15 protein-coding genes are annotated in these 17,819 nt (G+C 73.1%); 5 read left to right on the plus strand and 10 right to left on the minus strand.

Annotated elements, in window-relative coordinates; translation table 11 throughout:
• Position 1: 1 nt before the first annotated feature.
• The 9 genes from DEI94_RS00895 to DEI94_RS00935 all read right to left on the minus strand — a co-directional run bounded on the left by DEI94_RS00895 (position 2) and on the right by DEI94_RS00935 (position 9,311).
• Entirely contained in the window at positions 2-562 is a 561-nt protein-coding gene (locus tag DEI94_RS00895) for a hypothetical protein (protein WP_111027334.1), read from the minus strand.
• Positions 559-2,010: a DUF58 domain-containing protein gene (locus tag DEI94_RS00900; protein WP_111027335.1), complete on the minus strand. Its 1,452-nt coding sequence runs from the start codon at positions 2,008-2,010 to the stop codon at positions 559-561. Before DEI94_RS00900 ends, DEI94_RS00895 begins: the two co-directional genes overlap by 4 nt.
• Positions 2,007-3,113 carry an AAA family ATPase gene (locus DEI94_RS00905; RefSeq protein ID WP_258378054.1) on the minus strand — a complete coding sequence of 369 codons (1,107 nt, stop codon included), beginning with the start codon at positions 3,111-3,113 and terminating at the stop codon, positions 2,007-2,009. The genes DEI94_RS00900 and DEI94_RS00905 overlap by 4 nt, the downstream gene beginning before the upstream one ends.
• Entirely contained in the window at positions 3,110-3,613 is a 504-nt protein-coding gene (locus tag DEI94_RS00910; RefSeq protein WP_146249069.1) for a hypothetical protein, read from the minus strand. Before DEI94_RS00910 ends, DEI94_RS00905 begins: the two co-directional genes overlap by 4 nt.
• Positions 3,610-4,374, minus strand: a complete 765-nt coding sequence (locus tag DEI94_RS00915) for a DUF4129 domain-containing protein (protein WP_146249537.1) — start codon at positions 4,372-4,374, stop codon at positions 3,610-3,612. Before DEI94_RS00915 ends, DEI94_RS00910 begins: the two co-directional genes overlap by 4 nt.
• 128 nt (positions 4,375-4,502) lie before the next feature.
• The gene (locus tag DEI94_RS00920) at positions 4,503-5,909 is read right to left on the minus strand and encodes a hypothetical protein (RefSeq protein ID WP_111027336.1); all 1,407 of its coding nucleotides are present in this window, start codon (positions 5,907-5,909) and stop codon (positions 4,503-4,505) included.
• Between the two features lie 83 nt (positions 5,910-5,992).
• On the minus strand, positions 5,993-7,399 hold the full coding sequence (locus DEI94_RS00925) for a hypothetical protein (RefSeq protein WP_111027337.1): 1,407 nt from the start codon (positions 7,397-7,399) through the stop codon (positions 5,993-5,995).
• A gap of 236 nt (positions 7,400-7,635) precedes the next feature.
• Positions 7,636-8,589, minus strand: coding sequence for a helix-turn-helix transcriptional regulator (locus DEI94_RS00930; RefSeq protein WP_181441862.1), 954 nt, complete (start codon positions 8,587-8,589; stop codon positions 7,636-7,638).
• Positions 8,590-8,717: 128 nt separating this feature from the next.
• Positions 8,718-9,311: a TetR/AcrR family transcriptional regulator gene (locus DEI94_RS00935; RefSeq protein WP_181436138.1), complete on the minus strand. Its 594-nt coding sequence runs from the start codon at positions 9,309-9,311 to the stop codon at positions 8,718-8,720.
• 258 nt (positions 9,312-9,569) lie between these two features.
• Here DEI94_RS00935 and DEI94_RS00940 point away from each other — a divergent pair, with 258 nt between their 5' ends.
• Positions 9,570-10,844: an FAD-binding protein gene (locus tag DEI94_RS00940; RefSeq protein WP_111027340.1), complete on the plus strand. Its 1,275-nt coding sequence runs from the start codon at positions 9,570-9,572 to the stop codon at positions 10,842-10,844.
• Positions 10,845-11,026: 182 nt separating this feature from the next.
• Here the strand turns inward: DEI94_RS00940 and DEI94_RS00945 are convergent, their stop codons facing one another.
• Entirely contained in the window at positions 11,027-12,055 is a 1,029-nt protein-coding gene (locus tag DEI94_RS00945) for a LacI family DNA-binding transcriptional regulator (protein WP_111011212.1), read from the minus strand.
• Positions 12,056-12,238: 183 nt separating this feature from the next.
• Between DEI94_RS00945 and DEI94_RS00950 the strand changes: the two genes are divergently transcribed.
• From DEI94_RS00950 to DEI94_RS00965, 4 genes are all read left to right on the plus strand, one after another.
• On the plus strand, positions 12,239-13,186 hold the full coding sequence (locus DEI94_RS00950; protein WP_111027341.1) for a carbohydrate ABC transporter permease: 948 nt from the start codon (positions 12,239-12,241) through the stop codon (positions 13,184-13,186).
• On the plus strand, positions 13,183-14,148 hold the full coding sequence (locus DEI94_RS00955) for a carbohydrate ABC transporter permease (RefSeq protein ID WP_111011214.1): 966 nt from the start codon (positions 13,183-13,185) through the stop codon (positions 14,146-14,148). Before DEI94_RS00950 ends, DEI94_RS00955 begins: the two co-directional genes overlap by 4 nt.
• Before the next feature lie 86 nt (positions 14,149-14,234).
• Positions 14,235-15,572, plus strand: a complete 1,338-nt coding sequence (locus DEI94_RS00960; RefSeq protein ID WP_111011215.1) for an ABC transporter substrate-binding protein — start codon at positions 14,235-14,237, stop codon at positions 15,570-15,572.
• A 65-nt stretch (positions 15,573-15,637) separates the two neighbouring features.
• The gene (locus DEI94_RS00965; protein WP_111027342.1) at positions 15,638-17,650 is read left to right on the plus strand and encodes a glycoside hydrolase family 35 protein; all 2,013 of its coding nucleotides are present in this window, start codon (positions 15,638-15,640) and stop codon (positions 17,648-17,650) included.
• The last annotated feature ends 169 nt before the right edge of the window (positions 17,651-17,819 follow it).

The raw sequence follows: 17,819 nt of genomic DNA on the forward strand, positions 1-17,819 counted from the left end.
CTCAGCCGTCCGACGACCGACGACTCCCGCCGAGCGCCGGGACGAGCACCGCGACCGCGACCGCGACGATCGCCACCGCCGCGAGGACGGCGATCCACGTGATGCCGTCATCGGCGCCGCCACGGACCCCGACCATGCGCACCACGGCCGCCACGAGCTGCGTCCCCGCCTGCACCGCGACGAACCGGAGTGCCGACGGCCGCAGTGCCCGCAGTTGCACGAGGGCTCGCCGGGGTGCGACCGACGCCACCATGCCGACCGCGACGATCAGGTGCGTGCTGAGGAGCACGACTGCGAGCGGACCCCATCCAGCCCCGGCACCCCCGGCGACGGCGGCCACTGCGAGCTGCACGACCAGTCCGGCGGTGAACGGCCCACGCGGGAACACCGCCGACGCGGCGACGAGCGCCACCGCGAGTGCGAACCACCACCCGCTCGGACCGACGGCCACCCACGCCCCACCGAGGCCCGCGACGACACCGAGCGCGGTCAACACCCACGCCGGCAGGGCACGTCCGACATGGGGGAACGACCGGGAGGCCCGGCTCGCCTCCGCACTCATGGCCGCCGCCTCGCTCTGCTCAGCAGCCGCACGGCGACCGCGGGCGGCGTCCCGTCGGCGGTCCGCCAGGTGATCGGTTCCACCCCGGCCGCTCGCATCCGATCGAACCGGACCCGGCGTTCGAGCTCGACGAGCCGCGACGCGACGCGCTCCTGCCGGTCCGCGTCGGAGCGATCGAGCGGCGGGAGCACGTCGACGGCGACCACGCGGCGGCCGGTCGCCGCCCAGGTGATCGCCATCGCTGCGGGATGGTCGTCGAGGAAGGTCGAGAGCACCACGACGAGCGAGGCCGCGGGCACGGTCGGCGCACGCACCGGCCCCGGGGTGTCGCTCGTCGGGACCGCTCGTGCCGTCGCAGAGCGGAGGCGGTCGAGCTGCCGCACCCCTCCGCGGGGTTCGATGCCCGTCACCGCACCGGCGAGGTCCCGGAAGCCCACTCGGTCGCCTGCGCCGATGTACGCCGAGGCCAGGGTGGTGGCGGCCTCGCGGGCGAGGTCGAGCGACGTCGCGCTCCGCTCGGTTCCCGCGGTACCGGACCAGCGGGTGACGTCCGGCCCGACGTCGTCACGGTCGTCGAGCACGATGACGACCACGGCGTCAGCGGTGGACGACGTACGCCGCACGTACAGCTCGCCGGGCTGCTGCGCTCGTCGTGCCGTTCGTCGCCAGTCGATCCGTCGGAGCCGGTCCCCGGGGGCGAAGAGCGCGAGGTCGCGGAACTCCCCGCCGTCGCCGCGGCTGCTCGACTCGTGGGTCCCCGTGGTGCCGACGAGCCGGTGCGGCATGGGCAGCTGTTCGATCCGCAGGCGCGGTGGCGGGACGACCGCGCGGAGCGTCGGGCCCTCCTCCGGCAGGGTGACCGCGGTGCCGCCCTGCGCAATGAGCGCGAGGTCGAGCCGGACCACGGCCTGCGGCCCGGAGTGGAGGACCGTAACCGGCCCGCGGAGTGCCGCCGCGGTGGACGGCGTGACCAGGACACGCCGGGTGGATCCATCGGCGAGGGTCGCCACGACGGCGACCGCCTCGGCGACCTGGGGTACCCGGAGTGCGACGTCGACCATGACGCCCCGCCCGTTGTCCTCGGGTCGCACCCCGGTTCGGGTCCGGATGACACCCGCGCGGCCGCGAGCGGGATCGTGCCCGAGCGCGGCGATCACGAGCAGCGGTGCGGCCACGAGGGCGAACTCGACGCGGGCCGTCACGAGCGCGAGCCCGGCGAGGAACACCGCGGCTGCGATCGCAGCGGTGATCGGCGGGTTCGGCACCCACCGCACGCGGTACGCCTGGTCCGTCGAGCGCACGCCGGGCGTGGCGTCCTCGGGCACGGCGGCGGACGAGGACCGGGGCGGCGCCCCTCCGGGCAGCAGCGCTCCGGGCGGCGCCCCTCCGGACGGGACAGCTCCGGACGGGACCCCGACGGGCAGGTGCCATCCGTCGTCGTCGCTCACCGGGCCTCCCGACCGGCAGTGGCGTCCGTCGCCCGACCCGTGCCGATGCCGCCACCCGTGCCGATGCCGCCACCCGTGCCGATGCCGCCACCCGTGCCGGCGCCCCGACCCGAGGCCACCGCGGGCGGCCCCGCCACCTGCCCGGCCACCGTCCGGACGACGGTCGCCGGATCGACGCCGTTGGCCCAGGCCTGCGGGGTGAGCGAGAGTCGGTGGGCGAGCACCGGGACGGCGGCGGTCTTGACGTCCTCGGGGGTGACGAAGTCGCGGCCGGCCATCACCGCACGGGCGCGTCCGACGAGCAGGAGTGCCTGTGCTCCGCGCGGCGAGGCACCGACCTGGACGTCGCGGTGCTCCCGTGTGCCGACGGCGAGGTCGACGCAGTACAGCGCGATGTCCTCGTCGACGTGCACCTGCTCCACCGTCGCCTGCATGCGCAGGAGATCTGCCCCGCCGATCACCGCCGGCACCGTCGCGACCTCGCGCTGACGGTCGACGCGGTTGAGGAGCACGCGCTGCTCTTCGGTCCTGCTCGGGTAGCCGGCGGCGAGACGCACCATGAAGCGGTCGAGCTGCGCCTCGGGCAGGGCGTAGGTGCCCTCGTACTCGATCGGGTTCGACGTCGCCACGACGTGGAACGGCCGCGGAAGGGGGAAGCGGTCACCCTCGACGGTGACCTGCCCCTCGGCCATCGCCTCGAGCAGTGCCGACTGGGTCTTCGGCGACGTCCGGTTGATCTCGTCGGCCAGGAACAGCCCCGTGAACACCGGGCCGGGCCGGAACACGAACTCCGCCGTGCTCGGGGCGTAGACGAACGAGCCGGTGATGTCCGCGGGCAACAGGTCCGGCGTGCACTGCAGGCGCCGGAAGTCGAGCCCGGACGCCTGCGCCAGGGACCGTGCCGCGAGGGTCTTGCCGAGCCCGGGCACGTCCTCGAACAGGACGTGCCCGCCGGCGAGGATGCTCGCGAACGCCAGCTCGAGGGGCTCCCGCATGCCCACCACGGCGGTCCCGACGGCGTCGAGGACGGCGGCGCTGAGCCGGGCGACCTCGGCCACGGACAGCGGGCTGGGGGTGGTGGTGTCGGCGGTCTGATCGGTCACGGGAGCCTTCCGGACGGTTCCCCGAGCGCCTCCACGGCGATCAGGAGGGACGAGAACGTGGCGAGGTCGAGTTCGGGGTGCCGCGGGCTCAGGAGCACGCGGACGACGTCGGGCGGGAGCAGGCGCTCGACCGCGGGTCGGGCCTCCGGGTCGTCGATGTCGACCCCGTGGTGCACGAGCAGCAGGTGGCCTGCGGCCGCGCGGAGGCGCACGACGGGTCGCTCGGGCACCCCGCCGCGTGAGCGCAGGGACCACGCCAGCGCCTGGACATCGCGGCGCGCTCCGAGGACCACCTCCGTGGGCGGCGCCGGCCACGTGAGCCGTTCGTCGTCGCGCACCGCCGACCAGGTCAACCCGACCGCGGTGATCACGGCCGCGACGACGACGGCCTGTGGCACCGGGAGTCCGAAGAACCACCCTGCGGCACCGACGACGACCGCGACGACGACCACCTCGACGACCCGGCGCCGAGCGGGCAGTCCCACCGCCGGGCCGCTCACCGGCGCTGCTCCGAGGCCGCGGTGGGTGTCCCGCCCGGCCACCGCTCCTGCAGCGTCCGCAGCGCCACGCGGGCCGCCTGCACCTCCGTCGGCCCGGCCGGCGTGGTGCCGAACCGCACCATCACGTAGAGGTCCCGGAGCGTCCCGACGGCGTTCCGGTCCAGCTCGAGCCGGAGCAGCACCCGCGCCGTGAACTCGGTCGGGGTCTCCGCGATCTGCCGCCGGTAGCCGGCGTCCTCGGCGGCCTCCTGCAGGCCGAGCCACGCGGCGGTGATGGCGTCCGACGCCGGTCGGTCCTGGTCGATGACGTCGAGCGCGCGCGCGAGGCCGCGGTGCACCGTGCGCATCGCGGCCGCCGTGGTCGGGACGTCGACGTCCGACACGTCGTCCGTCAGCAGGCCGGTGGGGAGGCCCGGCTCGGCCCCGCCACGTCGCCGCCGTCCCAGCAGGCGGACCAGGAGCACCACGACGAGTGCGAGCACGACCAGGCCGGCGATCAGCAGCGGCCAGGTCAGGTCGACGTGGAGGGTCGAGCGGTGTCCGGCGGCGCCGGGCTGCGCCGTCGGGGTGGTCGCCGCGGTCGGTCCCGGTGCGGTCGTGGCGGTCGGCAGCGCGATCGTCGGGGACCATCGTGGTCCGCCGAACCGCAGCGGCCCGGCGAACGCCGCTGCCGCGACGACGAGCAACGCGGACACGATCGTGACCACCAGGACCGCGGAGGACCGCCGTCCGGATCCACTCGCGCCCGCGCTGGCCCTCATGGCAGCACGGTAGCCCATGGGTCTGAGCCGCGAATCGGACTCCGAACCGGGAAGTTCCCCGGCTCGGAGTCCGAATCGCGGCTCGACTCGAGCGGATCGCCGCGGCTCAGCCGCGGCTCAGCGGCGGCTCAGCGGCGGCTGCGGATCACCGACTCGCGGTGCAGGAACAGCAGCGCGAGTCCCACGAGCAGGACCAGCAGTCCGATCCCGCCGAAGACCGCGATGCCCGTCGACCCCGTGTACGCGAGCGCTGCCGTGGAGGCGGTGGTCGCCACCGCGGCGATCGTGCCGGTGGTGGAGGCGGTGCCGGTCATCGCCGCGGCCGGAGCCGTCGAGACCATCGTGGCCGGGACGATGCCCGCGACACGGCCGGTCACCGTGCCCTCGTCCCCCGTCGTGGCGGTCGGGTCGTTCCCGGCCGGCGTGGTCGACACGGGGTCGGTGCCGTCAGCGGGGTCCGTGGTGCCCACCGGCGTGGTGGGCTCGGCCGGGCTGGTCGGGTCGGCCGGGCTGGTCGGGTCGGCCGGGCTGGTCGGATCCGTGCCGACCGGGTTCGTCGGCTCGGCGGGCGTGGTGGGGTCCGGCGTCGTGGTGCTGTTGCCGCCGACCGCCACGGTGGTACCGCCGATGGTGACCGGCAGGCTGATCACCGGGGCGATCTGGGTGCCGGACGCGGTGCCGTCCGAGCCGGAGGTGGTGGTGCCGCCGGTCGTGCCGGTGCCGGTGCTGGTGCCGGTGCCGGTCGTGCCGGAGGTGCCGCTGCCGGTGGTGCCGGTGGAGCTGGCGTCGCCGAGGAGCGCGATCCCGTTGCCGTCGATCGTGACGGGTGCGCTGACCACGGGTGCGACCTGCGTCCCCGAGGCCGTCCCGTCCGAGCCCGAGGTGGCCGGACCCGACCCCGACGCCGGGGTGGACCCGGCGTTCGTGGCCGGTGCCGAGCCTCCCGAGCTGGTGCCGGTGGCGTCCCCGAGGACCGCGATGCTGTCCCCGGTGGCCGTGATCGGTGCGGCGACGTCGGGGGCGACCTGGGTGCCGCCAAGGACGCTGTCGGAACCGGAGGTGGTGGCGGCGGGAGCCGCCGGAGCCGACGCCGCCGACGCGGAGGCGGCCGCCGGAGCCGGGGCAGCGGCCGGAGCGGGCGCGCTGGTCGCGTCACCGCCGATCGCGACCGCCGTCGAGCCGAGGTCCACCGGAACGCTCACGGTCGGCACGACCTGCGTGCCGGACGCGATGCCACCGGAGCCCGAGGTGGACGCCGACGAGGACGTGGGCGCAGCCGATGCGGGCGCAGCCGGTGCGGGCGCAGCCGGTGCGGACGCCGCCGGCGCGGTGGAGGTGCTGGTCGCGTCCCCGAGGACGCTCACGGCGTCACCGGTGGCGGAGACGGGGAGGCCGAAGCTCCCGGCGACCTGCGTGCCGGAGGCGATGCCGTCGGTCCCCGTGGTCTCGGCGGCGTGGGCAGCGAGCCCACCCCCGAGCGAGAGGCCGCTGACGAAGAGGGTGAACCACAGCCCTCTCGAGACGTACTTGTTCATGGACGTGCTCCTGATGTGATCGAGACTGGTGCGCCGCGTGTGCGGCGATGACGCGTCCTGCCAGCGGGGCAGGTGCGTCGGGCTCAATCAGGAGCGACGTCGTGGTCGGCGACGACGGATGCGGGGAGCACGTCGTCACCGGTGGGGAGGATCGGGCCGGCCGCCAGGACGACGGACGCGGGAGTCGAGATGGTCGCCACCGGGGTGGTGGGCGCACCACCGGCGGCGGCGCTGCTGCCACCGGTGGTCCCGGTGGGGGCCGCGGGGGCGGTCGGTGCGGCCGGCGCTGCCGGGAGGACCGGGGTCGCGTCGCCGGGGCGGGTCCCGCCAGCGGTGGAGACGGTCGGGACGGAGTCCGTCGTGCCGAGGCCCGATGCGCTGGAGGCCGAGGTTCCCGCGCCCGCACCCGAGCGGACGAGCGTGCTGTCGGCCACGGCGGAGTCGGTCGCGCTGTCGAGTGTCCCGGCGGGCTGACCCTGGGCGGGCTGGCCGTCACCGGGCTGACCCTGACCGGGTGCCACGGGGAGGACCGGACCCACGACCGGGGTCGTCGGGTCGAGGACGGTGGTCGCGGGCGGGAGGGTCGACGTCACGGGCGAGAGGATCGGGGCGATGCCGCCGAGCACGGGATCGACCACGGAGCCGACGCCCCCGAGGACGGGTGTGACGACGGGGGAGACCGCGCCGAGCACCGGGCCGACCACCGGGTCGAGGACCGGCGAGGTGACCGGGTCGACCGCACCGGGGAGTCCGCCGACGGCCGCGCCGGCGCCCCCGAGCGCGCCGTCGACGAGGCCCGTCACGGGAGCGGTCACGGACCCGAGGGCGCCGGCGCCGAGGACGGGTCCGACCACGGGCAGCGCACCGACCGGCCGCGACCCGAGGACACCCGCGACCGGCCGGAGGGCCCCGTCGAGGGTGCCGGCCGTCGCGCCGAGCGTGCCGCGCGTCCCACGGTCGGCCGTGGGCGTCGTGCTCGTACCGGTGCGCGTGCTCGCGCCGGCGGGTGCGGGCCGGTTGCTCGGGGTCGTCGCTGCGCCGGAAGTGGTCGACGGCGCGGTGCTGCCCGGAGCGGGCGTGCTGCCCGCGGACCTGCTCGGCGCGGAGCTGATCGGGACCGCCGTGCTCGGGGCCGGGGTGCTGGGGGCCGGGCTGTGCGCACTTGGGGCCGGAGCTGCCGGGCGGGGCGCAGGAGCTGCCGGGCGGGGCGCAGGAGCTGCGGGAGCGGGCGCCGCCGGGGCCGGAGCCGGTGCTGCGGGACGGGTCACGGGCTGGACCGCGGTGCCGACGCCGTCGACCACACCGCTGACGGTGTTCCCCACGGCGCCGAGCAGGGAGTGCGACGAGGTCGTGCCCGGGGTCGTCTCGGCCGCCGAGGCCGGCTTCGCCCCGAGGAGCAGTCCGAGCACGACCAATGCCGCTGCGACGACGGTGCCGAGCAGGGCGAGCCGGACGAGCGCGATCCTGGGTGCGCGCAACGGCTTGTCCATGCGCTCACCTCCTGATCTGGCTGCGCACGACTGAGTGGTTGTCAGGGAATGTACTCCGGCTCGTGAGCGGGTCGACGAATGCCAGGGATTTCTCAGGTTCTCCGAGCGGCGGGCGCGACGACGCCCGCCGCTCGCGGAGCGTGCCGCGGGGACGCAGGCGCGCGAGCGTGTGGACCCACGAGCGCGGGTGGCTCCCGGGCCGACGCCGGGCTCCCGCGGTGCCGGCAGCGGGCCGGTCAGTGCCGGAGGGTCTCCTTCGGGTACTCCCCGAACCGCGCCGCGTAGGCCGCCGAGAACCGGCCGAGGTGCAGGAAGCCCCAGCGGTTGGCGACCTCGGCGATCGTCGTCGTCGTGGCACTCCGCTCACGGAGCTCCGCGTGCACCCGGTCGAGGCGGACCTCCCGGATGTACGTGTTCGGGGTGACGTCGAACTGGCGCTGGAACGCCTGCTGCAGCGCCCGGAGGCTCAGGTTGGCCTCCTGCGCCAGGTCGGTGCTCGTGATCGGCAGGTGCGCGTTCTCGTGTACGTACTCGACGGCGCGGCGGATGTGCGCGTTCCGGGGGAGCAGCAGATCGCGCGGCAGCCCGTCCGTCTGCTGCGGGAACAGCTCGAGGAACGAGACCGCTCCGAGCCGACCCATCTCGGCCTGGAGGAGCGGGCTGGCCTCGCGGTCCAGGACCGTCTTCGAGATGAGCGACACCGTGTCCCGCCAGAGCTGCATCGCCCCGTCGCTCGGCTCCGCCGTGTGGTCGAACCGGACCGTCGGCGCGTCGAGCCCGCGCTCGGCCGCGACCTCCTCGACGGTGGTTCGTTTGATCTGCACGAGCTTCTGGTCGTAGTCCTCGAAGGCGAACCGGAAGGGGCGGTCCGACGGCCAGATGCGGGGCCGGTTCGGCAGGAGGTCGACCTCGTCGCGCCCCAGGTCGAGCCTGCCCGTACCGGACGTGATCCACTGGACCACGTAGTCGTCCCCGCGCGGCATCTCGCCCTCGAGGCGGCCGTGGAAGCGGACGTTCCGCAACGTCAGGTGGTCGTCGCCGACGACGCTGTACCGGAAGTCGAAGTCGTCCACGGTGCGTTCAGCGCGCCACGATGCTCCGGCGTACTCCGCAGCGAGTACGTCGCGTGCCTCGTCGAGGTCGGCTCCTCGGAGGTCTTTGCGCACGCGGGATGCGCGGTCGTCAGTCATCATCCACCGCGCGCAGTGTCGCACATGCATGCAAACAATTCGTCGGCGCTGTCCGAAGAGCGCGGACGGGCCGCACAGCCGGCCATCGCCCCGGGAGGACGCACGGCCCTTCCGACGGGCCCAGCGCCTCAGTGACCCTCGACGGTGTACACGGCGATGAGCATCGCGGCCGCTGACCGAGCGGACGACGCGGGACGGACCGACCCGTGGATGGCCGCCTCGACCTGCGCGCCCTCGGCGAGCAGGGACACGGCGTGCGCGAGGTGACCCGGCAGCCCCGCCCGGTCGCAGAGCTCGGCCAGGTACCGCTCGAACCAGGTCAGGTGCTCGTCCGCCAGTTGCGCGACGTCCGCATTCCGCCGGCCGAGTTCCCCGTAGCCGTTGATGAAGGCGCAACCGCGGTAGGAGCGCTGCCGGAAGGTCGCCTCGAGGTACGAGAACACGGCGAGGATCTGGTCACGCGGGTCGGTGAACACGGACACCGCGGCGGTCAGGTCGGCGACCCAGGAACGGTGCCGGGCCTCCATGACGGCGACGACCAGCTGGTGCTTCGTTGGGAACTCGCGCCGCAGCGTCTCGAGCGGCAGGCCGGCGTCACGAGCGATCCGCCCCACCGACACCGGCCCGAACCCGCTCCGGTCGAACAGTCGGTCCGCGCTCGACAGGAGCCTCGAGCGGAGCTGCCGTTCGAGGATGGTGGTGTTCAGAGGAGGAGGCGTCATGGTGTGGGGTGTGCGGTGCGCCCCCGATGGTAGGGACGAGCGCTGAGCGCGTACCCCGCCTGTCCGTGATGAGCGGAGACCGGCGGCGATCATCCAGGAAACGCTGTTCCTGGCCTCCGACCGTCACCGCGACCGCGCCGGCCGCGACGTTCCTCCACGTGTGGCGGTCAGGGTGGCGAGCGTCGGAGCGGCTGCACTACCGTGTGCACCACCGCGGGTGAGCGCTCACCCGCGACGCCCGACCCGCGGAGGAGCGGCATGAGCACCATCGAGACCACCGGCGCGGACCTCCGCACGAACTGGGCCGGGAACGTCACCTACCGGGCTCGCGAGGTGGTCAGGCCGACCACCCTCGACGAGCTCCGCACCGCCGTCACGAGCAACCCCCGGGTGACGGCGCTCGGCTCGCGGCACTCCTTCAACCTCGTCGCCGACACCGACGGCGTGCAGATCGCCCTCGGCGCGATGCCCGAGGTCATCGAGATCGACAGCGAGCGGCGGGTCGCCCGTGTCGCCGCCGGACTGACCCACGCGCGGGCTGCCGCCGCCCTCGACGAGGCCGGGTTCGCCCTCGCCAACCTCGCATCGCTGCCACACATCTCCGTCGCGGGCGCCGTGGCGACCGGCACCCACGGATCCGGCGTCCGGAACGCGTCGCTCGCGTCGAGCGTCGTCGGTGTCGAGATCGTGCGTGCGTCCGGCGACGTCGAGGTGCTCGATGCCGACCACCCCGACCTCGACGCCCACCGGGTGGGCATCGGCGCACTCGGCGTCGTCACCGCCGTCCACCTGGCGATCGAGCCCCGGTTCGACGTGGCCCAGCGCATCCACACCGGCCTGCCGTGGGAGGTCGTCGACGCCCGCTTCGAGGACATCATGTCCGCCGGGTACAGCGTCAGCATGTTCACCGGGTACATCCACGACGGCATCCGGCAGGTGTGGACGAAGCGCCGTGTCGAGCGCGACGACCCCGTCGTGGACCTCGAGGACCTCGGCGCCATGCCCTCGACCTCGCCGCTGCACCCCGTCCCCGGGTCCGACAACGCCGGCGTGACCGAGCAGGCCGGCGTGCCCGGCCCGTGGCACGAGCGGCTGCCGCACTTCCGATCCTCCTTCACCCCGAGTGCCGGTGCCGAGATCCAGTGCGAGTACCTGCTGCCCGCGTCGGACGCGGTCCCCGCGATCCAGGCCCTGCGCGGCATCGGCGAGGCCATGGCGCCCGTGCTCTACGTCTCCGAGATCCGTCGCGTCGCCGCCGACACCGCGTGGCTCGCCCCGAGCAGCGAGCGGGACTCGGTCGCGTTCCACTTCACGTTCCACCGCGACCCCGAGGGCGTCGCGGCCGTGTTGCCCCTGATCGACGCGGCGCTCGCCCCGTTCGACGCCCGGCCGCACTGGGGCAAGGTCACCGCGATGCCGGCCGACCAGCTCCACGCGGTCTACCCGCGCCTCGGGGAGTTCGCGGCGCTCGCCGACCGGGTCGACCCCGAGCGGCGGTTCCGGAACCCGTTCCTGACCGAGGTGCTCGGCTGAGCGAGGGCACCCGTCGTCCGGCTGCCCGGCTTCCGTGACATCCGACGGTGCCACTGTCGTACGACCGCGGGACCGTCGACGCATGCGTCGGATGCAGCCGCGTCAGGCGACTCGACCGATGTCGAACGACAGCGGGAGCGTCGGGAACAGGCGGCGTTCTCGAGAACCGGGACGCAGGGCGGCTAGCGGTTCGGCGGCGCTGCGCTCGCCCGCTCCACGAGTGACACGGGGACGAGCCCCCCGTGGTCGGGCGCCGACCGCCCCTCGATCTCGGCGATCAGGGTGGACACCGCGCGCCGCCCGACCTCGTCGAACGACTGGTGCACCGTCGTGAGGGGCGGCCAGAACGAGTCGGCCTCGGGCATGTCGTCGAACCCGACCACGCTCAGGGTCCCGGGAACGGCACGCCCGGCCTCGTGTGACGCGCGGAGGATGCCGAGCGCGGTCTGGTCGTTCGCGGCGAAGACGGCGGTGATCTCCGGCCGGGCGGCGATCCGCTGCCCGGCGGTGTAGCCGGCGTCGGTCGTCCAGTCGCCCCGGATGACGTCGGGTACGGGACGCCCGGCCCGTTCGAGGGTGGCGCGCCACGAGGCCTCCCGGCGCATGGCGGAGTACGACGCGCGGGGTCCGCTGACGTGCCAGACGGTGTCGTGGCCCAGGTCGAGCAGGTACTGCGTGGCGATCCGGGCGCCCTCGGCCTGGTCGGTGTCGATCGTGGGGTGCTCGGCGGTGGCGGAGGAGTCGACCACGACGACCGGCACGCCGTCGGGCAGCGCGACCTCGGCGGCGTCGAGCACGTGCGACTCGATGATGATCACGACACCGTCCACGGCCTGTTCGGACAGCCGGGTGAACGCGGACCGGACCCCTGCCTCGGTGCGCCGGGCCATCGGGAGCAGGGTGATCGTGAAGTCGGCTGCGCCCGCGGCCTCGGCGATGGCCTCGAGCGTCCGCATGTTGCCGAACGACGCCAGGGTGAACAGGATCACCCCGATGGTGCGGAACCGCCCCGAGCGGAGGGCCCGGGCGGCACGGTTCGGCCGGTACCCGAGCTCGGCCATCGCACGACGCACGCGCTCCCGGGTGTCGTCGCTGACGTTGTCGAACCCGCGGGCGACGCGGGACACGGTCTGCATCGAGACCCCGGCGGCCTGCGCGACCGCGGCCAGTGACGGGGCCTTGCGGATCTCGGACGGGGTCTCCGTGCTCATCGGGGTCCCCTCCTGGCCCGCCGCGATCGGCCGGGTCCACCTCGTTCGGCCGCATCATCGCACGAACCGGGCCTCTGGTCACGATTCTGCGTCGGCGCTTGCATGTTGACGTTGCCATGCTACGGTGAACCGCGCGATGTTGACGTCAACATACGCGGAGCACCGTCTGGACGAAGGAGTCGTATGACCGCGATCACCGCGCGCCGGGGAACGTCACCCGGCGGCCGGAACGGCACCCGTGGCGGCGCCCGGGGCAAGGGCCGAGCCCGCCAACGCTGGACCGGCTGGCTGTTCGTCGCGCCGTTCATGATCGTGCTCGTCGCGATGCTCATCGTGCCGATCGGCTACGCCCTCTGGCTCAGCCTGTTCCGCGACCAGCTCATCGGCGGCAACCAGTTCGTCTGGTTCGCCAACTACCTGCAGCTGTTCCAGGACGCCAAGTTCTGGGCCGGGTTCCTGCGCGTCGTCCTGTTCCTCGTGGTCCAGGTGCCGGTCATGCTCGTCCTCGCACTCGTCGCCGCACTCGCACTCGACAGCGGTCGCCTCTACGGCTCGGCGTTCTTCCGCATCGGGGTGTTCCTGCCCTACGCGGTGCCGGGTGTCGTCGCCGCGCTCATCTGGGGCTTCATCTACGGCAACCAGTTCGGCCTGACCGGCGCCGCGAACAAGGCCCTGGGCATCGACCTGTTCGAACCCTTCAGCCCGCACTGGGTCCTCGCATCCATCGGCAACGTCGTCACGTGGGAGTTCCTCGGCTACAACATGCTGATCTTCTACTCCGCGCTCCGGGTGGTGCCGACCGAGCTGTACGAGGCGGCCGAGATCGACGGCGCCGGGCCGCTCCGCACGATCATGTCGATCAAGATCCCGGCGCTGCGCGGCTCGATCGTCATCGCCACGATCTTCTCGATCATCGGCAGCTTCCAGCTCTTCAACGAGCCGAACCTGCTCAAGACGCTCGCCCCGAACGTCATCGGCAGCGCATTCACCCCGAACATGTACGCCTACTCGCTGTCCTTCAGCGGTCAGCAGTTCAACTACTCCGCCACCGTCGCGATCGTCATGGGTGTCATCACCGCCGTGATCGCCTACGTCGTCCAGGTGCGCGGCACGCGAGCGGAGAACCGATGAGCGCCGTCCAGACCCCACCGCCCGTCACCATCGCGACCGAGGGCACACGCGGCCGCGACCCGCGTGCCCGCGCTCCCCGGGCCTCCCGTCCGGGTCGCCGGATCGGCGCCGGCTCGCCCAGGCCGCGCCGGAGCGGGCTGCTCACCGCCGTCATGGTGGTGTTCACCGTCTACTCGTTCGCGCCGCTCGCCTACCTGGTGATCAACAGCACGAAGACGCAGTCGTCGCTCCTGTCGACGTTCGGCCTCTGGTTCGGCGGACACTTCAACCTGATCCAGAACCTGCACGACACGCTGACCTACAACGGCGGGATCTTCCTGCAGTGGTTCGGCAACACCCTGCTCTACGTCGTCGTCGGTGCCGGCGGGGCGACGCTCCTCGCCACGGTCGCGGGCTACGGCATGGCGAAGTACGCGTTCCCCGGCCGCCGGGCCGTGTTCGCCATCGTGCTCGGCGCGGTCGCGATCCCGGGCACGGCGCTGGCCGTCCCGACGTTCCTGCTGTTCTCGCAGGTCGGCCTGACGAACACGCCGTGGGCGATCATCCTGCCGTCGCTCATCAGTCCGTTCGGGCTCTACCTGATCTGGACGTACGCGATCGACGCCATCCCGATGGAGCTCATCGAGGCCGCCCGCATGGACGGTGCCGGCGAGTTCCGGATCTTCTTCACGATCGGGCTCCGACTGCTCATGCCCGGCGTCGTCACGGTGCTGCTGTTCGCGGTCGTGGCCACGTGGAACAACTACTTCCTCCCGCTGATCATGCTGAGCGACCCCCGCTGGTACCCGCTCACGGTCGGCCTGAACCAGTGGAACGCGCAGGCCACCGGCGCCGCCGCCCAGCCGATCTACAACCTCGTCGTCACGGGTTCGCTGCTCACGATCATCCCGATCGTCGCCGCGTTCCTCTTCCTCCAGCGCTTCTGGCAGTCCGGCCTCGCGGCCGGGTCCGTCAAGGCGTGACTCCCCGCCCCGTCGCCCGGGAGGCCCGGGGCAGCACCCAGCACCACCGCACCCCTGCGATCCACAACGAAGTGAAAGGCATCACCATGCACAAGCGTCTCCGGCGCGGCCTCGCCGCCGTCGCCATCGGCGTCTCCGCCGCGGTCGCCCTCGTCGGCTGCGCGAGCGGCAGCTCGTCGGCCTCGGGCGGCAGCGCGAGCGACGTCTCCGCCGCGCTGAAGAAGGGCGGCACGATCACGTACTGGTCGTGGACCCCGTCCGCCAAGGCCCAGGTCGCCGCGTTCGAGAAGGCGTACCCGAAGGTGCACGTCAAGCTCGTCAACGCCGGCACCGGCACCGACGAGTACACGAAGCTCCAGAACACGATCAAGGCCGGCTCGGGCGCGCCCGACGTCGCGCAGGTCGAGTACTTCGCCGTCCCGCAGTTCGCGCTGTCGAACTCCCTGGCCGACCTCACCTCGTACGGGTTTGGCTCGCTCAAGGGCAAGTACTCCGCGAGCACGTGGGACTCGGTCGCCATGAACGGCAAGATCTACGGTCTGCCGCAGGACTCCGGCCCGATGGCGCTGTTCTACAACAAGCGCATCTTCGACCAGTACGGCCTCGCCGTCCCGAAGACGTGGAGCGAGTACGTCGCGGACGCCAAGAAGCTGCACGCGGCGAACCCCAGCGAGTACATCACCGCGGACAACGGCGACCCCGGATTCGCGACCAGCATGATCTGGCAGGCCGGCGGCACCCCGTTCACGACGAACGGCACGAAGGTCTCGATCGACCTGCAGGACGCGGGGAGCAAGAAGTGGACGTCGACCTGGAACCCGCTCGTCCAGGGCAAACTCCTCTCGACCACGCCGGCCTGGAGCGACGACTGGTTCAAGCAGCTCGGCAACGGCCAGATCGCCTCGCTCATCACCGGCGCCTGGATGCCCGGCAACCTCGAGGCGAGCGCCCCGGCCGGCAGCGGTGACTGGCGCGTCGCCCCGATGCCCACCTACGACGGCAGCAAGGCCGTCACCGCGAACAACGGGGGCAGCTCGCAGGTCGTCATGAAGCAGTCGAAGAATCCCGCGCTCGCGGCGGGCTTCCTCAAGTGGCTCAACTCGTCGAGCGCGAGCACGAAGATCTTCGCCAAGTCCGGCGGGTTCCCGTCGACCACCGCCGACCTCGAGTCGTCGTCGTTCCTCAACGACAACCCGTCGTACTTCGGTGGCCAGAAGATCAACGAGGTCCTCGTCGACGCGTCGAAGAACGTCAAGTCCGGCTTCACCTACCTGCCCTACGAGGTCTACGCGAACAGCGTCTTCGCGGACACGGTCGGCCAGTCCTACCAGAACAACACGTCGCTCGACAGCGGCCTGCAGTCCTGGCAGAGCCAGCTCGTCAAGTACGGCAAGCAGCAGGGCTTCACGGTCTCGTCCAAGTGACCGAACGGTGCCCGGGCGCGCGTCGCCCGGGCACCGTCCCCTCCCATCCGAAGAAAGGCACGCTCATGCGTTTCGCCATCGGCCCCGACGACTTCCTGCTCGACGGCGAACCCCACCGCGTGCTCTCCGGAGCGCTCCACTACTTCCGCGTCCACCCCGACCAGTGGGCGGACCGGATCCACAAGGCCCGGCTCATGGGCCTCAACACCATCGAGACGTACGTCGCCTGGAACGCCCACGCGCCGTCGCCCGACACCTTCGACCTGACCGGCGGGCTCGACCTCGGCCGGTTCCTCGACCTCGTCGCGGCCGAGGGCATGCACGCGATCGTCCGCCCGGGCCCGTACATCTGCGCCGAGTGGGCGAACGGCGGACTGCCGTCCTGGCTGTTCGCCGACGCGAACGTCGGCGTGCGCCGGAACGAGCCCCGGTTCCTCGCGGCCGTGCAGGCGTACCTCGAGCGGCTCGCCCCCGTGCTCGTGCCCCGGCAGATCGACGCCGGCGGCCCGATCGTGCTCGTGCAGGTCGAGAACGAGTACGGCGCCTACGGCTCGGACCCGGCTTACCTCCGCGCGCTGCTCGCCATGCACCGCGACATCGGGCTCACCGTTCCGTTCACGAGCGTCGACCAGCCGATGGGCACGATGCTCGAGGACGGCACGATCCCGGGTCTCCACGCCACCGGCTCGTTCGGGTCCCGCGCGTCCGAGCGACTCGCGACCCTCCGACGTGTGCAGCCGACCGGCCCGCTCATGTGCTCGGAGTTCTGGGACGGCTGGTTCGACAGCTGGGGTGAACACCACCACACGACCTCGGCGACCGACTCCGCCCGGGAACTCGACGCACTCCTCGCCGCCGGGGCGTCCGTCAACGTCTACATGTTCCACGGCGGCACGAACTACGGCCTGACGAACGGTGCGAACGACAAGGGCGTCTACCGACCGATCGCGACGAGCTACGACTACGACGCACCGCTCGACGAGGCCGGGCTGCCCACCCCGAAGTTCCACGCGTACCGATCGGTCATCGAGCGGTACGCGCCCGTGCCGGACCTGCCGCCGGGGTTCGCCCCGGACGCGCCCGCCCCGGCCCCGGTGCCCGACGTCGCGATCCGGTTCGACCGTGCCCTGTCGCTCTGGAGCACCGTCGACGACATCGCCACGTGGACGCACCACGACGACGTCCCGACCGTCGACGCACTCGGGAGCGGCGCCGGCTTCGTGCTCTACCGCACCGAGGTCGACCTGCCCGCGGGCGGCGTCCTCACCGTCGAGGAGGTCCGCGACCGCGCCCAGGTGTTCCTCGACGGGCGACCGGTGGGCGTCCTCGAGCGCGAGCACCACGACCACGCGCTCGTCCTGCCGCCGGTGGGCCGCGCCGTGCTCGATGTCCTGGTCGAGGACCAGGGACGCGTCGACTACGGCGTCCGCATCGGGGAGCCCAAGGGCCTGGTCGGCCCGGTCACCGTCGACGGCGTCCCGCTGGCCCGGTGGTCCGTCACGCCGCTCGACCTGGTCGCGGCCGTCGCCGGGCCCGCGGACGGCCGGGAGGCCCGGCACGCGTCCGTCCCGCAGCCCGCGTCCGCCGTCCCCGCCGCCGTCGCATCGCTCGGCCATCACCCGTCGGACGGTGCCGCGAAGCCTGCTGCCGTGTCCCCGGCTGCGGAGCCCGCCGCCGACGTGCCCCAGGTCGCGGACGGCCCGCTCGGCGAGCACATGACGGAAGGGGCCGTGCTGACGGCGCCGGCCCCGGCCCTCCCGGTCGTCGCCGCGCTCCGCGATGCCCGGCCCGACCCGGCCCCGACGCTCGCGGGGCCGACGTTCGCGCTCGCGACCGTCGAGCTCGACGCCGTGCGGGACCTGCACCTGGCGCTCGACGGGTTCGGCAAGGGCGTCGCCTGGGTGAACGGGTTCTGCCTCGGGCGGTACTGGTCGCGTGGCCCCCAGCGGACGCTGTACGTGCCGGCGCCCGTCGTCCGCGCGGGCCGCAACGAGGTCGTCGTGTTCGAGCTCGGTGCCGCCGCCCGCCGCGATGCGGTGTTCCGGGGCTCCGCGGACCTCGGGCACACGGAGGCCTGATCCCCGAACCGGCTGGTCTACTCCGTCACGGATGACCACATCGTCGTGTTGCAGGCGCGCGACCACTCCTGAGGTGACCGAGCCGGAGCGGTCGGTGTCGTGCTGATGGCACACGGCGTCCGGATCGCCGAGGCGCGACCGCTCCGATGTCGCCTGTGAGGGCAGGGTC

This window comes from Curtobacterium sp. MCBD17_040 (assembly GCF_003234805.2).
Lineage (GTDB): Bacteria > Actinomycetota > Actinomycetes > Actinomycetales > Microbacteriaceae > Curtobacterium.

What these genes read in the sequence shown, in the direction of transcription:
- DEI94_RS00895 (WP_111027334.1), bottom strand. Translation starts at nt 562, where the DNA reads ATGAGTGCGGAGGCGAGCCGGGCCTCCCGGTCGTTCCCCCATGTCGGA.
- DEI94_RS00930 (WP_181441862.1), bottom strand. Translation starts at nt 8,589, where the DNA reads ATGACTGACGACCGCGCATCCCGCGTGCGCAAAGACCTCCGAGGAGCC.
- DEI94_RS00925 (WP_111027337.1), bottom strand. Translation starts at nt 7,399, where the DNA reads ATGGACAAGCCGTTGCGCGCACCCAGGATCGCGCTCGTCCGGCTCGCC.
- DEI94_RS00915 (WP_146249537.1), bottom strand. Translation starts at nt 4,374, where the DNA reads ATGAGGGCCAGCGCGGGCGCGAGTGGATCCGGACGGCGGTCCTCCGCG.
- DEI94_RS00935 (WP_181436138.1), bottom strand. Translation starts at nt 9,311, where the DNA reads ATGACGCCTCCTCCTCTGAACACCACCATCCTCGAACGGCAGCTCCGC.
- DEI94_RS00965 (WP_111027342.1), top strand. Translation starts at nt 15,638, where the DNA reads ATGCGTTTCGCCATCGGCCCCGACGACTTCCTGCTCGACGGCGAACCC.
- DEI94_RS00960 (WP_111011215.1), top strand. Translation starts at nt 14,235, where the DNA reads ATGCACAAGCGTCTCCGGCGCGGCCTCGCCGCCGTCGCCATCGGCGTC.
- DEI94_RS00920 (WP_111027336.1), bottom strand. Translation starts at nt 5,909, where the DNA reads ATGAACAAGTACGTCTCGAGAGGGCTGTGGTTCACCCTCTTCGTCAGC.
- DEI94_RS00945 (WP_111011212.1), bottom strand. Translation starts at nt 12,055, where the DNA reads ATGAGCACGGAGACCCCGTCCGAGATCCGCAAGGCCCCGTCACTGGCC.
- DEI94_RS00940 (WP_111027340.1), top strand. Translation starts at nt 9,570, where the DNA reads ATGAGCACCATCGAGACCACCGGCGCGGACCTCCGCACGAACTGGGCC.
- DEI94_RS00950 (WP_111027341.1), top strand. Translation starts at nt 12,239, where the DNA reads ATGACCGCGATCACCGCGCGCCGGGGAACGTCACCCGGCGGCCGGAAC.
- DEI94_RS00955 (WP_111011214.1), top strand. Translation starts at nt 13,183, where the DNA reads ATGAGCGCCGTCCAGACCCCACCGCCCGTCACCATCGCGACCGAGGGC.